17 protein-coding genes are annotated in these 13036 nt (G+C 39.0%); 12 read left to right on the forward strand and 5 right to left on the reverse strand.

Annotated elements, in window-relative coordinates; genetic code table 11:
* Positions 1 to 64 precede the first annotated feature (64 nt).
* The 6 genes from B3H30_RS09360 to B3H30_RS09385 all read left to right on the forward strand — a co-directional run bounded on the left by B3H30_RS09360 (position 65) and on the right by B3H30_RS09385 (position 3384).
* A complete protein-coding gene (locus B3H30_RS09360; protein WP_115050397.1) occupies positions 65 to 919 on the forward strand; it encodes a FixH family protein in 855 nt (284 codons plus the stop codon).
* A 42-nt stretch (positions 920 to 961) separates the two neighbouring features.
* Positions 962 to 1189: a hypothetical protein gene (locus B3H30_RS09365; protein ID WP_286834007.1), complete on the forward strand. Its 228-nt coding sequence runs from the start codon at positions 962 to 964 to the stop codon at positions 1187 to 1189.
* A 23-nt stretch (positions 1190 to 1212) separates the two neighbouring features.
* A complete protein-coding gene (locus B3H30_RS09370) occupies positions 1213 to 1452 on the forward strand; it encodes a c-type cytochrome (protein ID WP_286834008.1) in 240 nt (79 codons plus the stop codon).
* A gap of 9 nt (positions 1453 to 1461) precedes the next feature.
* Entirely contained in the window at positions 1462 to 1848 is a 387-nt protein-coding gene (locus tag B3H30_RS09375) for a hypothetical protein (protein WP_286834009.1), read from the forward strand.
* Between the two features lie 40 nt (positions 1849 to 1888).
* A complete protein-coding gene (locus B3H30_RS09380; protein WP_286834012.1) occupies positions 1889 to 2755 on the forward strand; it encodes a helix-turn-helix domain-containing protein in 867 nt (288 codons plus the stop codon).
* A 455-nt stretch (positions 2756 to 3210) separates the two neighbouring features.
* Positions 3211 to 3384 (forward strand): hypothetical protein, encoded by a 174-nt coding sequence (locus B3H30_RS09385; protein WP_167512259.1) that lies wholly within the window; start codon positions 3211 to 3213, stop codon positions 3382 to 3384.
* A 32-nt stretch (positions 3385 to 3416) separates the two neighbouring features.
* On the opposite strand, the gene B3H30_RS09390 is transcribed toward B3H30_RS09385, so the two are convergent.
* Together B3H30_RS09390 and B3H30_RS09395 are read right to left on the reverse strand one after the other, a co-directional pair.
* On the reverse strand, positions 3417 to 4175 hold the full coding sequence (locus B3H30_RS09390) for a TIGR03915 family putative DNA repair protein (protein ID WP_286834014.1): 759 nt from the start codon (positions 4173 to 4175) through the stop codon (positions 3417 to 3419).
* Complete coding sequence (locus B3H30_RS09395) at positions 4175 to 5428, reverse strand: putative DNA modification/repair radical SAM protein (protein ID WP_286834016.1); 1254 nt, start codon at positions 5426 to 5428, stop codon at positions 4175 to 4177. The genes B3H30_RS09390 and B3H30_RS09395 overlap by 1 nt, the downstream gene beginning before the upstream one ends.
* A gap of 182 nt (positions 5429 to 5610) precedes the next feature.
* Between B3H30_RS09395 and B3H30_RS09400 the strand changes: the two genes are divergently transcribed.
* Positions 5611 to 6117, forward strand: coding sequence for a pyridoxamine 5'-phosphate oxidase family protein (locus B3H30_RS09400; RefSeq protein WP_286834017.1), 507 nt, complete (start codon positions 5611 to 5613; stop codon positions 6115 to 6117).
* A 106-nt stretch (positions 6118 to 6223) separates the two neighbouring features.
* Here B3H30_RS09400 and B3H30_RS09405 read toward each other — a convergent pair whose 3' ends face one another.
* Together B3H30_RS09405 and B3H30_RS09410 are read right to left on the reverse strand one after the other, a co-directional pair.
* A complete protein-coding gene (locus tag B3H30_RS09405; RefSeq protein ID WP_112376008.1) occupies positions 6224 to 6376 on the reverse strand; it encodes a lmo0937 family membrane protein in 153 nt (50 codons plus the stop codon).
* A gap of 52 nt (positions 6377 to 6428) precedes the next feature.
* On the reverse strand, positions 6429 to 6938 hold the full coding sequence (locus B3H30_RS09410; RefSeq protein WP_201638913.1) for a ClbS/DfsB family four-helix bundle protein: 510 nt from the start codon (positions 6936 to 6938) through the stop codon (positions 6429 to 6431).
* A 366-nt stretch (positions 6939 to 7304) separates the two neighbouring features.
* Between B3H30_RS09410 and B3H30_RS09415 the strand changes: the two genes are divergently transcribed.
* From B3H30_RS09415 to B3H30_RS09435, 5 genes are all read left to right on the forward strand, one after another.
* Positions 7305 to 7754 (forward strand): protein-disulfide reductase DsbD domain-containing protein, encoded by a 450-nt coding sequence (locus B3H30_RS09415; RefSeq protein WP_115050411.1) that lies wholly within the window; start codon positions 7305 to 7307, stop codon positions 7752 to 7754.
* A gap of 195 nt (positions 7755 to 7949) precedes the next feature.
* Positions 7950 to 8372, forward strand: coding sequence for a hypothetical protein (locus B3H30_RS09420; RefSeq protein ID WP_286726674.1), 423 nt, complete (start codon positions 7950 to 7952; stop codon positions 8370 to 8372).
* A 16-nt stretch (positions 8373 to 8388) separates the two neighbouring features.
* Complete coding sequence (locus B3H30_RS09425) at positions 8389 to 8994, forward strand: outer membrane beta-barrel protein (RefSeq protein ID WP_083296050.1); 606 nt, start codon at positions 8389 to 8391, stop codon at positions 8992 to 8994.
* Between the two features lie 444 nt (positions 8995 to 9438).
* The gene (locus tag B3H30_RS09430) at positions 9439 to 10650 is read left to right on the forward strand and encodes a GTP-binding protein (RefSeq protein WP_070568083.1); all 1212 of its coding nucleotides are present in this window, start codon (positions 9439 to 9441) and stop codon (positions 10648 to 10650) included.
* 707 nt (positions 10651 to 11357) lie between these two features.
* Positions 11358 to 12044 (forward strand): class I SAM-dependent methyltransferase, encoded by a 687-nt coding sequence (locus B3H30_RS09435; RefSeq protein ID WP_070568080.1) that lies wholly within the window; start codon positions 11358 to 11360, stop codon positions 12042 to 12044.
* Here the strand turns inward: B3H30_RS09435 and B3H30_RS09440 are convergent.
* A complete protein-coding gene (locus B3H30_RS09440) occupies positions 12028 to 13005 on the reverse strand; it encodes a hypothetical protein (RefSeq protein ID WP_070568319.1) in 978 nt (325 codons plus the stop codon). The genes B3H30_RS09435 and B3H30_RS09440 overlap by 17 nt on opposite strands.
* Between the last annotated feature and the right edge of the window lie 31 nt (positions 13006 to 13036).

Genomic DNA, 13036 nt, shown 5'->3' on the forward strand with positions numbered 1-13036 from the left:
GGGCTGTCGGCATATTGACTGATGGCGGGTACTGTCTATTTTCAAAAGATTTAAATTAATACATATGAATTTATATTCCCGTGTCGGGACTGTCGGGGGCGTAATCTTACTGCTACTCGCATTTTCAGTTGCTTTTTCAACTTCATCCTGTACTGCCGATCATTCAAAAAAGAACGGTAAGAAAGCTACGGATTTTATCTTGCCTAAGGAATCCGATCTGGTCCGTATAGCGGATACTGTTTGGGATGTTACCAATTATACTATATATGCGGATGCCAAACTCAACAATAAATACCATACCATTTATCTGCGTTTAAGAGATACCTCGGGAATTCCGATCAATGACAAATCCCTTGATTTCTATCCAGAAATGAGTATGGGACGTATGAAGCATGGAGGCCCCTTTGAGCATCCCGTCGCGCTCGGCGAAGGCTGGTATAGCAGCCCAATGGTTTTTATTATGGCGGATATCCCGCAGATGGGGAAGGGCTGGCAATTACATACGATACGTAGTCACAATCGCATAAAAGATACACTTGCCATCAAGATTCCGGTTACTGCAGCAGCAACCATGCGAACAATGAGCTCTGGAACCAGAGACGATAGCCGCGTATTTATTTCCTGCCTATTGCCTGATAGCGTAAAGCAGGGAAGGCATCCCATCCGATTTTTAATGAATAAAATGGATGGTCATCATTTTCCGGTATTAGATCATTATGTCATTAAACTAAAGACCAATAGGCCTACTACGGAAACGGGGTCTTCGGAAAATTTTGCTGCTGAAAGTACAGGTAATGGTTACTATGAAGGCACTGTTAATTTTTCTATGCCTGGTCGTTGGGAAGTCGTTGTCGAACTATGGAAAGCGGGCAAAAAATCAAATCAGGATGATATAAAATATCTAGTGCAGGTCACTTAATACAAACAGAATTTATTTTACCAATATACTTAAACAATAAAAATGAAAAAGAGAATCAACGTAATCCTAGGCTGTTTCGGTTTTGTAGCTATACTGGCGTGTAGCGGAAATGAGGTGACAAAAGTCAAGAAGGAAAATAGTGCCCAGCAACCTTCCGCAGTTGAGTCTGGGACCATGCTCGATTATAAAACCGAGGGGCCCAAAGGGGGGGAACTATTTCTTCCTTCGAACACAAACCTTTTGATGCGCAGCTTGCAAATAGGGGCGTAGAACTATTTGTGTCGAAATGTGCAATGTGCCATAGTTTTGATCGTACATTGTTAGGTCCATCGTTGGACGCTGTCATCAAACGTCGTACCCCGGAGTGGATTATGAACATGATGCTAGATCCGGCAACCATGCTGGAGAAAGATGCCGACGCGAAAGCACTGAGTAAGGAGTATGGGTCGCCAATGATTAGCTTGGGCTTGAAGCAAGAAGAGGCACGTGCCATTTTAGAATATTTGCGCGAACGTAATAGCACTACAAAATAGATCGGATCAATGAAGTCACAACACTGTAGATGGTGGTTTTGTATGACAATGGCTTGGGCAATATGTGTGCAGGCAACCAATCTGTTGTGGGCATTTATTGAATTTGAGTGCAATCGTACCTATATCGAGCAAAACCTCTGTGTCAATCGTTTTGAACCGGCAGTGAGCTGTAAAGGCTTCTGTTTCCTTAGCGAAAAGACGGTTGAACAAAAGGATGTGAACAATGTGCTCGCCAAAATGAAGGGGGTGGAAATATTGGTCTTTGTGCAGTATGTGAAGGGAGTCTTGCTGTACTCTCCAATAGTACCTGATGTGAAAACTGTCTATCCGAAAGACTTTGTCTCCGATACCTTCGGAGGTATACTGCCTGAAATTTTTAGACCGCCAATCATTTGATTATTCCACAAATATTTTTTCACAGAATAATCATAAAGAAATGGTAATACGAAAAGAGAAACTAGATTTTCTAAAATTAGAAGATATTGATTCCACTTCGCAGGGAATCGTTATTATGCCTATAGCAGCTTTTTTACAAGCTAAAGCAAATCAAAATACGTTCCACCTAAGGTCTTTTTATACCCTTTTGTTTATCAAGAGTGGTGAACTGTCTATGGTAGCGGATCAGAGCGTACAGATTATAGCTGCCCATGATATAATCAGCATAAATTCAAATTGTGTGTGTAGTTTTCATGCAGGTTCGTCTGTAGAAGGATACAGTGTCTTATTTACAGCATCCTTTCTCATGGAAAGTCAGAACACTGCTGTAAGAAACTTCTTTCATTTTTTAAGGAGTAGATGTAAGCCCGCTTTTGTGCTCTCAAAAGAAGATATGATCAGTTGTCTACATATAGTAAGTTTGATGGAAACAGCTTATAATCCAGTCAAATTGAGTGCTCACGGTGTATTGAGCCGCTACTTAACCATGCTGCTCCAGATTTTGGGACGGCAAATCGTGGTCGATCATGTGGCTGTAAAGCAGGAGGAAGATGACGATAAAATCCGAAGTTTCGAATCTTTGGTTGATAGTCATTATGCGCAGCAGCGTTATCCGTCATTTTATGCAGCGCAATTGAATATATCGATCAACTATCTTAATCGGATTTGTCGAAAAAAAAGATCGACGAGCTGCGGTACTATTATCCGTGGACGCATACTATTGGAGGCCGAGCGATTGCTTTATCATACTTTTAAAACGGTAAAAGAAATTGCCTTTGAACTTGGTTTTGAAAATGTACCATATTTCAGTACATTTTTTAAAGCAAATAAAGGAATGAGTCCTGAGGAGTTTAGGAAAAATTGTTGATGTAAATATGACTAAAAGCCTTTTTCATGTAGTTGAAAAAGGCTTTATGTTTATTTTTTCTTTTCTGATTTTTTCTTACCATCAACAGGTAGATCCAATATAGCCATTAATAATAGATAATAACCTTTTTCCAATCCTATTTTTTGTGCTTTTTGGTGTATAGTGTCCATATCTTTAGTCAATTATTGTTTAAATTCTATTTTGCTATTTGGGTAAACAGAATCAAATGCTGTACCCAAAAGCTTCCCTTGGCCAGTTAACCGTATTTTTAGGGTGTAAATAACGTAGCGCATTCACTTTGTGACAAAAAAATACGGACTGCTCAAGTATTTAATGCAGTGAACGTATCGGACGTATCCGCAGTGAGATGTAAAAAGTACATGAACGTCATTGCTGTAAAACATTTTCAAGGCCAGTATTGTCATACTTCCAATTAATAATTAAAACAGGTATTTATGAAAAAGATAATTCCATTTGCGCTCATGTCGAGTTTATTGGTGCTCGTGTCGAGCTGTGCAGCAATTGAAGGTATATTTAAAGCTGGTGTGTGGTCGGGCATCCTATTGGTTGTTGTCGTAGTCGCTATTGTCATTTGGTTGGTGAGCAAGCTGTTTGGCGGATCAAAATAATGATATGAATAGGATTTTCGCTATTTAGGGACTTATTGTTTTTCGACGAGATATTTCCAGTAACGTTTGGGAACATGTCTTAAGTGAAGCTTCAGGTTTTTGCGTGATTCAATAGAGGTACTCTTAAAATAAGTCTTCCAGAGATGCTGATAATCTTTTTCTTGAGGATCGAGATCCACTTCTAGCTGATATGGATCTTGAACCTCGTCTTTATTGTTGTTGTATACCTCCAAGATATTTTTGCCATCATAATGAAAGCCATAGTTTCGCCGTATATCATAAATTAACCAGCACTGGTCGGCAAATCGGTTTTTAAAGAAGTCTACAACCAGGGGAATCACATTGAAATCGGGTTCAACGATGGCTGTGTAGAGATTATCGTTAGACTTGACAAATCGGATAAAAGCCTTCATGCGGTGTCGTTCGCGGCTGATCTTTTTGATCGCCTGATGGATACGGAGTACAGGTGGGTATCCATAATTGCGTATATCCAATTTTCCCCTTCGAAAAAGTTCGATGATCAATCGAAATCCATTGAGCCATTCAGATTGATTATCGGACAAAAAGTTATGATAAAAGATTTTTGTTTCTTGTGCTCCGAGTATCTTTTCCATTCCCACTAAAATGCGCATGGCTTTTTTTACATCAGTATGGATCTGTCGCTTCTCCGAAAAAATATTAATTTCCATAGACTTTTCTGTTGTGGGAATGCTATCAAATTCTTTCCGTTCAAAGGCCTCAAATACACAACAGAGGTATCCGGAATAACTTCCGTCAAAAATATAGTCCATTAGAAAAGTGTTAGCTGGGTATTGGAAGCCGTGACCTGTGCACGAGGGTTACTTTCAAGAATAGACTTTCTGATGTTTTCGGGATAATGGAAGCCTCCAGCGATGAGTGTATCCTGGCAAACCATAAAATATTTGGCGCGATTATAGGCAATTCCTATTTTTCGAAGTTGATATTCCTTTAATTTTCCATATTTGCGCGATTGTACAATTTTGTTGGCAGATTGCCTGCCAATACCGGGGATTCGGATAATCCACTCATACGTAGCGCTGTTGATGTCGATGGGAAAAAATTGCGGGTTGCGTAACGCCCAAGCAAGCTTAGGGTCTATTTCTAGATCGAGATGTTGATGCGTGCTGTTGAGTATTTCATGAAGCGAAAAACCATAAAACCGAAGTAGCCAATCTGTCTGATAAAGTCTGTTTTCACGTACAAGAGGTGGTGATGTTCCAATTTGGGGAAGGTTGGAATCGGTCGCGTTGATGGGAATATAACCCGAATAATAAACCCGTTTGAGATTGTAATCTTTATAGAATGTATTGGCCGCCTGCATAATCTGTAGGTCGCTCTCTGGAGTTGCTCCAATAACCAGCTGCGTACTTTGGCCTGCTGGTACAAATAAGGGTGCTTTCTTGTCTTTTTTTCGATCCTGACGAAGATTGAGAATTTCATTTTTAATAATCCCCAGAGGCTCGCGAACGGACTGATGATCCTTTTCCGGAGCAACAAGTTTGAGTCCCTCCTCAGTAGGAATTTCGAGGTTTACACTCATTCGGTCAACATATAAACCTGCTTCTTTTAATAATGATTCACTTGCTCCGGGGATGGCTTTGAGGTGGATATAACCATTAAAACGTTCTTCCGTCCGAAGTTTCTTGACAACTAACATTAAGCGTTCCATGGTGTAGTCGGCAGATTTGAAAATACCCGAACTTAAAAAAAGACCTTCGATGTAATTTCGACGGTAGAAATTCATGGTCAATTCGACAACTTCCTTCACCGAAAATGCTGCGCGTTGCACGTCGTTGCTACGTCGGCTAACACAAAAGGAACAGTTGTAGATGCAGTAATTGGTCATTAAAATTTTTAGTAGAGAGACGCAACGGCCATCTTCGGTGTAGGTATGACAAATGCCACTAGCCGATGAATCGCCTATTCCACCACTATTTTTTCGTTTACTTCCACTTGAACTGCAACTTACGTCGTATTTAGCGGCATCAGCTAATATTTGCAATTTATCATCAAAACCAAACATGATATGTTCTCCAATAATTTGCTGTAAAATTACTAATATTATTAGTTATAAATACCCGTAAAATTACTTGATTTGCTTTTTTAGGTTCGTACTATTCATCTTCAACTGCGAGAGGATGCCCAAATTTGCTAAAAAAATAAACGATTTGTGACGGGATTTTGTTCATGAATAAACTACATATTATGGCAGAGAATAATTTGAATAATAAAGAAGCGCTAGAAAAGCTAAAAGGGATCGTCGATCAAATTGATGTGGGAACAGTCTGTTCATTTCCATCGGATTCTGACTATCCCCATGGTGTTCCGATGAGCAGACAGGAAGTGGATGCAAATGGTGACATTTGGTACATCTGTTCGGCAGAAAGTGAGACGTTTAAAAATATTTCACAGGATCCCAAAGTTTCCCTATTTTATGCCGATCCCAAAACCTACACCTTTTTGAGTATAAACGGTAAAGCAAGTCTTTCGCGGGATCAGGAAAGGATAGACCGTTATTGGAACAAAATGATGGAAGGCTGGTTTAAGAAAGGAAAAGAAGATCCCAATATCCAATTGCTACAGATCACACCTGAAGAAGCGCATTATTGGGATTCAAACTCCAATATGGTCGTCAACTTGTTTAAAATGCTGAAAGCAGCTGTTACAGGCAATACACAAGATATAGGTAAAGAAGGAGATCTTAATATTTAATATAAACGGAATCTATAATATCAACACAATAATTAGCACCCTAAAAAGGTCCTCTTTTCCAACATGAGGACCTTTTTTCTAACCAAACTTTTATCGAAAAAATCTGTTACGCGTTTCCTTTGATCACACGTAAAAGTACTGCGATGATTGCAATTACCAAAAGAATATGAATTAGCCCTCCGCCAACAAAGCCTCCAAAAAAACTGATTGCCCATATCAGGACCAAAATAACAGCGATAGTATATAATAGATTTCCCATAGTAATGAATATATATGTGTTTATTGAATAACAATACTTATCCAGCGATGGTTTAGTATTTTTTCTCTTTTTTCCACTTACGGATCCTCCCGACTGCATTTTGATAAGGTGAAGCGGTGTTAAATTGAATCATTCTGCCTAAGGTCCATTTTTCATACCACGATACACCATAAAGCTGCATGTCTGTCTTTTGCTCAATGAGTTCCACAATTTTTAAAACAGTTTGGTCTAGTTTTGCGCACAAAGTATTAAAATCTAGATTGTTATAATCCTGATAAAATTTTTGAGCCAGTTTGCCTAGCTCATTCCATTTAAAACCAGTCTCCGGAAAATCAACCTCTTTGCCATCTTCACTTTTCTTATTCCATTTGAGAACCAGCTCACCCCAGCCAATTAAATAGGAAATTAGGTTATTTATACTCATTACTGTTCCTTTAGCATGACCCTGGAGTATAAGAAGATTAGTTTGATCGTTCGGAATATCGGAAAGTTCACAGACAAGCTTGCTGTAATTTATACGGATAGCTTGAAGGAGTTCGTCTTTTGTGGTTGGTATAGCCATGGCATAAATGTGAATTATACATAAGATACAAATAATTATGTATAATTGATTAGCTTGGGATGGAGTTGTAGAGCAGAACGTGTTCACAAGCCCACAGCAGACAATGTTTGACAATGCCTTTTGTTTTAGTCTGATAGGGTTTTTGAATATATTATTGTAATTGAAAAAACAATCAACTTTAAATTGTAAAAAATTTGGTTTTATGTGTGTTTTTTGGTAAAATTTATTGTTTTATTAAAGTGGTGTTGTATTTTATTCTGTTTATAACGAATATTGTTGTAAGTATTTAGACAGGATCTTTCATACGGGAAATACTGTCTAAGATGTACTGCCAATGAAATAATAAACTGAAAAATTGATACAAAGATGAAAAAGATTTTATTGTTAATAACCGTGGTTATGTTCGTCGTTTCGGGCGCATTCGCTCAGATTCATAAGCCTGTTAAATGGACTGTGGCCAGCAAAAAATTGAACAACAAAGAAGCTATGGTCTATGTGAAGGCTACTATTCAAAATGGTTGGCACATTTACTCCCAAAATGTAAAAGACGGTGGCCCAATTCCAACATCTTTCAATTTCGGTAAAGCTGCTGACTACGTTTTGGTCGGTAAGACAGCTGAACCAAAACCGAAGATCAAACACGAAGAGGTTTTCAAAATGGATGTGGGATACTTCACCAATGAAGTGATCTTTCAGCAAAAGGTTTCGCTCAAGAAAGGAACAGCAACAGTAAAAGGTACCGTGGAATGGCAAGCTTGTGACGCTTCACAATGTCTTCCTCCAGATGAATATGCTTTTGCTGTAACGATCAAATAGTCTAATAAATAAAAGCAATTAACGATCTAAAGCGATTTGGTGCTTAGTATAATTGATAGAAAAAGGAAAATTAAGGATAAAGGCTAGGTAATCACACCTAGCCTTTTTTGTTTAAAGGGGGCTTTTGGTATAAAAAATAAGCCCTTTGGTATAATATGTTAAATCTATTTTTTACGGAATTTTAGCTTTGTTTAAATGGATTACACAAACTTACTTGAGCAGGCAGATCTTTTTTTAGTGCATAGTTACCGCAAGAACCACAACCCACAGTTATATTTTCACACCATTGAAAGGGTTCGAGATATTGTAAACGCAGTAATGACCCTAGGCGAAAAGTATACCTTGACGGCCGAGGATAGATTTGTGGTTGCGGATGCGGTCTCATTTCATTTGGGAAGTAAAAGCTTTGTTGACCTTAACCAAAGGATGTATCTGGAGGTAAATTATAGAAGGAATCAGGTGATCGATGAACGCATATGGTATGCACTGACCCTGGTCTTCTTACGAAACCATACTTACTTTACAGAGGAAGCACGCCTATTGAAGGAAGGTATAAAGAAGAACAATATTGTCTATTTTGTGACGTTGCAAACTGCAGGAAAACAGTCATCGGTCTGATGTAAAGGTGTGTTTTATGATAAAAATGATAAAGGTAGATCGATTAAAGTTGAAGCATTGTACACTAGTTAGTTTTTTGATCATGGGATTGTTATGTTTCAAGACCGCATGTTACGGACAAATGGGGTTTGGACTTCGGGTGGGTGGTAATATTTCGCGTGCAAGTGGCAATGCATTTGGCGCCAATAGAATGGGATATCAATTAGGAGGGGATTTGATTTTTGGACTTAATAGCAAGATGGATATTCAAGTTGAGCCTAGTTACAACTTAACCAGAATTCGTGTCAATGGTAACACGGCTTCTCTTGCTGGAGGCTTATCCAAGGGGACCCGTTCGCTGAAATATCTCAATACACCCGTATACCTAAAAATTAATTTTACGAGAAAATTTTCAATCTTGGGTGGCCTAGACTTGAATATGTTGCTCAACGACGACAGGTATAAACTTAATGATGGAAAACCAGCGTTCAACAGTCGTACACGGATAGGTTACGCATTAGGGATAGATCTTGGCGCGCTGTATTTTAGATACCGACAATTCAAAAAGAATAATAAAATTGTAGACAATTGGGATGCACATATTGACCAGTATCAACTGGGATTTAAAATGCGTTTGTTTTAAGCTAATAGTTCCACTGGTAGGTAACCTTTGCAGACTTTCCTGTGCTGTAAGCTGAGCCGCTCTGATTTTGCTACATCAGGCGGCTTTAATTTTATTAATGATTTACGATTTGTTGTGGAGATGTTTATTGCTGGATATCATGGATATTTGCAGGACTAGCTCGACACACCAATCGATGTACTTGTAACGGGCTGATGGAGGATGGAGCTCCTATAGGGCTGAAGGATTTTCCCCGTTTATCAAACTAGACTGCAAATACCGGGATGCTGATCGTGAACGTACGTTACGACAAGGGGATGCTGATCATGTTAAACGAGGTTTGTACTTCATCATGCGAAAGTTTTTAAGGAAGTTCACCTGTTATTGTTTTAGCGTATATCTTTATATAGCAACAATGTTGCATTTGTGTTGTTTTGTTTTTACATTTGTTTAAACGAAATTACTATGAGCAGCATTTCCAAAAAAGTTAAATTACCTGTCACCGTTCTAAGTGGATTTTTAGGTGCGGGAAAAACCACACTATTGAATCATATTCTACACAATAAGGAAGGCAAGAAAGTTGCTGTTATTGTTAATGATATGAGTGAAGTGAACATTGATGCACAAGCTGTTGAACGTGAAAATGTGCTTTCGCGAACAGAAGAAAAGTTAGTGGAGATGAGCAACGGATGTATTTGTTGTACCTTAAGGGAGGATTTGATGGTGGAGGTGGAGCGACTAGCGAAAGAAAATCGCTTTGATTATCTTCTTATCGAGAGTACTGGTATTTCGGAGCCTATTCCAGTAGCGCAGACATTCAGTTATAGTAGTGCTGACAATGGGATTGATCTGTCTACGTTCAGTTACATTGATACTATGGTAACTGTGGTGGACTGTTTCAATTTTGCTAAAGATTTTGGAAGCGCCGATACCTTATTAGATCGGAAACTGACGGATGACGACTATGACAATAGGGCAATTGTAAATCTGTTGACTGATCAGATCGAATTTGCCAATGTTATCCTTTTGAATAAGGCCGATCTGGTATCTGAGGAAACTTTGGGCACTCTCGAGTCTGCTATTGGGCGGCTCAATCCCGGAGCCAAGTTAATCCGTACACAATTTGGACGTGTTGATCCAAAGGAAATTATGGGTACGAGCTCGTTTGACTTTGATGAAGCTTCCTCTTCGGCTGGATGGATCAGAGAACTTGAAAATGAACATAGCCCCGAAACAGAGGAGTATGGTATTTCATCTTTTGTCTTTCGATCGCAACGGCCCTTCCATCCACAACGGCTGCACCGTTACCTCAACGAGCGTTACCCGCACAATATCATACGAGCCAAAGGTCTACTGTGGTTGGCCTCCCGCCCGCATTTGGCCATCAGTTTTAGTCAGGCAGGTGGTAGCGTAAGGTTGGAAAGTGCAGGCTCATGGTGGAGTAGCATGCCCGAAGAGCAGCGCTATCAGTATCCCGGTTATGCCGAAATCAGCGCTGAACTTCTTAAACGTTGGCATCCGGAGTGGGAAGATCGAAAAAATGAATTGGTATTTATAGGTCAGGATCTGGATAAAGAAAAATATCTGGCGGAGCTGGAAGAATGCCTGTTGACCGAAGAAGAAGGCGATGACTGGCGTTTTACCTGGTGGAAAGACGAATTTCCTAAAAATATTTAAAACTATTTGCGATCTGCATCGGTTAAAAAAGTAAGTAATGTAGGTTAGATATTGTATTTTTCGAAGGTCAGGGGGTGATTTCCTGGCCTTTTTTATGCTGATTTGTCAGATGTTATTAAGTTACGGTTCTGAACCTTCATCAATCCCCCATAAAAAAAATAGGGATCTCTTCCTAAAACGCTTGATCATGATGGTTGAAAATCATCCTTCTGATTCCAAAAATTTCAAAGTATTATAGCAATTTTGAAATTGTATAGTAAAAGGACAGCATAGTTGTGGGACAATTATCGTCACCATGCACGATAAAATTAACTATGAGCAGAATGTAATTTCTAAAATAATACCTTTAAGATTTTAACTTGTATTAATGTCGATACTAAAAAAGTATTATAAGAAAGTGGAGGCTTATTTTAATGCTATTGAATACATGTACACGCTGGTAATATCTTTAGGCCTTGATTGGCGAAAGGAATCGATCTGAAAAATGTAATTAACACGCTCTCAAAAAAATAGTATTGATATAACCTAAATATAGACACTCTTTGACCGATCTATTCGGTGAAATATAAGTAACGAGATTGTCAGAATAATCATTAGTTATTTAGAATAGTTTTAAATAGATGACTTTGGATGTATATTTGGAATGCAGAAAAGGTATACCATTTAACTGCATACTGATTTTATATTGAACGATTATTGTTAGCTAGATGAATAAAGTAGAACTGTTTGAAAATGAGCGCGCAAGTGGCTATGACCAATTTGTTGAGACCTGGATTCCCAATTACCATTATTTTTTGGATCAGCTGCCTAAGCTCCTCCGAGAAACCGAAAATAAGGATTTATTAGTGGTCGGATGTGGCACAGGAAATGAAATAGAACGTTTTGTTGACACAGCAGAATCTTGGACAATAACCGGGGTAGATCCGTCGCCTGAGATGATTAGTCAGGCCCTGGAAAAATTTGAAGCGGACGAAAATGTTCATCTTGTCGAAGGTGTGGTAAGTGATTTGGACGAAGAGAAGCAATATGGTGCTGCGACACTTTTACTTGTATTACACTTTCTAGAAGACAATGGCCAAAAATTGGCTATGCTCCAAGATATTTCCAAGAGAATGATGTCGCAAGCACCCTTGTTATTATTAGATATTACGGGCAATAAGGAGCAGATTCAACAAAACTTGCAATTGTTGAGACTTCTTCTGCCCGATGGGATAGATGAAACACAGGTCGCTCAAAGATTGCGAAGAATCGAGCGTGAATTGTTGCATGTCTCGGAAGAACGATTAGCCGAGCTCTGTGAAGAAGCCGGATTTGAACCTCCTGTTCGATTCTTTCAATCATCGATTTATATGGGGTGGATAACCCGAAAAAAAGATATTATTTCCTTTTCTTAGCAAAGGGATTGAAGGAAAGCCCCGCATGAATATAAAACGAGGGATCGGGGCTTGCTTCCCATATATAATCGCGCTGGGTTTTGTTTTTTTCAAATACGCGTGAGCGAGGTATGGTTTTTAGTCCTGATTTAAGGGTGGCAATAAAAGATCGGCCCAGGTTATGTTCATAAGTCAGACCCGAATTGATTTCCATCTGACTGAAGGTATATACTTTTTCAGCGCCCTGAAAGTTATAAAGGTAAAAGATCGTACTATTTAAATCGGAACCTATTGAAACGCGGCCATTCCGCAAGACCTCTTTTCGAAGGTAGGCTCCTTTAGGTAAGATGATATCAAGTATCATCCTATTGGCAAATTGTTGCTTGTAGGCAAAGGTTGGGAAAACCGGAATAATGGCTGCCGGATCTATAAAGCCGATGAGGCCTACCGCCATTTGAATCTCCCGCGTAGCTTTTAGTACCACAGTAGCAGATAATACCCCATTCATGCGTTCTATTGCTTTTTCACTCCCATTGGCAGCAACCGTTGCGGTATAAAATGCTACTTTGCCCCATAAACGTGAATAACGGGTAAGATTAAGTGATTCGTAATGATAATGATATTGATGGGTTGACTGTATGGTGGATTGTGCGATGGGGTCTAGACGATTGGAGTTGACAGAAGTGAACTGATAGCCAATATTGGTACCCAAGTTCCAGGTTCTGCTCTTTAAAAAATTAATGTTGATACTACCTCCGGCTTGGTACATCGATTCTACTTTTGTTTTAGGTAAATCCTGACCTTGGAGTTTTGATGAATAACTGTATCCTGTATTGGATTCATAGGTCAAATTGAGAACCCGTGTTATGGGGAATTTGTCGGTAACAACAGGCCTCACTTTTTGCTGTACGCTATCTTTAGTCTGTGCGATTGAAGTGGATATACGAAACAATAGTACAAACACTAAAAGTATTTTTTGCATAAATGTATGATTAAAATCATTATAAGGATAG

Source organism: Sphingobacterium sp. UBA7038 (assembly GCF_002494055.1).
Classification (GTDB): Bacteria; Bacteroidota; Bacteroidia; order Sphingobacteriales; family Sphingobacteriaceae; genus Sphingobacterium; species Sphingobacterium multivorum.

Coding starts and splice junctions, on each gene's coding strand:
- B3H30_RS09365 (WP_286834007.1), top strand. CDS start 962: ATGAAAAAGAGAATCAACGTAATCCTAGGCTGTTTCGGTTTTGTAGCT.
- B3H30_RS09400 (WP_286834017.1), top strand. CDS start 5,611: ATGGCAGAGAATAATTTGAATAATAAAGAAGCGCTAGAAAAGCTAAAA.
- B3H30_RS09435 (WP_070568080.1), top strand. CDS start 11,358: ATGAATAAAGTAGAACTGTTTGAAAATGAGCGCGCAAGTGGCTATGAC.
- B3H30_RS09415 (WP_115050411.1), top strand. CDS start 7,305: ATGAAAAAGATTTTATTGTTAATAACCGTGGTTATGTTCGTCGTTTCG.
- B3H30_RS09405 (WP_112376008.1), bottom strand. CDS start 6,376: ATGGGAAATCTATTATATACTATCGCTGTTATTTTGGTCCTGATATGG.
- B3H30_RS09360 (WP_115050397.1), top strand. CDS start 65: ATGAATTTATATTCCCGTGTCGGGACTGTCGGGGGCGTAATCTTACTG.
- B3H30_RS09395 (WP_286834016.1), bottom strand. CDS start 5,428: ATGTTTGGTTTTGATGATAAATTGCAAATATTAGCTGATGCCGCTAAA.
- B3H30_RS09425 (WP_083296050.1), top strand. CDS start 8,389: ATGATAAAAATGATAAAGGTAGATCGATTAAAGTTGAAGCATTGTACA.
- B3H30_RS09390 (WP_286834014.1), bottom strand. CDS start 4,175: ATGGACTATATTTTTGACGGAAGTTATTCCGGATACCTCTGTTGTGTA.
- B3H30_RS09440 (WP_070568319.1), bottom strand. CDS start 13,005: ATGCAAAAAATACTTTTAGTGTTTGTACTATTGTTTCGTATATCCACT.
- B3H30_RS09410 (WP_201638913.1), bottom strand. CDS start 6,938: ATGGCTATACCAACCACAAAAGACGAACTCCTTCAAGCTATCCGTATA.
- B3H30_RS09430 (WP_070568083.1), top strand. CDS start 9,439: ATGAGCAGCATTTCCAAAAAAGTTAAATTACCTGTCACCGTTCTAAGT.
- B3H30_RS09380 (WP_286834012.1), top strand. CDS start 1,889: ATGGTAATACGAAAAGAGAAACTAGATTTTCTAAAATTAGAAGATATT.
- B3H30_RS09370 (WP_286834008.1), top strand. CDS start 1,213: ATGTGCCATAGTTTTGATCGTACATTGTTAGGTCCATCGTTGGACGCT.
- B3H30_RS09375 (WP_286834009.1), top strand. CDS start 1,462: ATGAAGTCACAACACTGTAGATGGTGGTTTTGTATGACAATGGCTTGG.
- B3H30_RS09420 (WP_286726674.1), top strand. CDS start 7,950: ATGGATTACACAAACTTACTTGAGCAGGCAGATCTTTTTTTAGTGCAT.
- B3H30_RS09385 (WP_167512259.1), top strand. CDS start 3,211: ATGAAAAAGATAATTCCATTTGCGCTCATGTCGAGTTTATTGGTGCTC.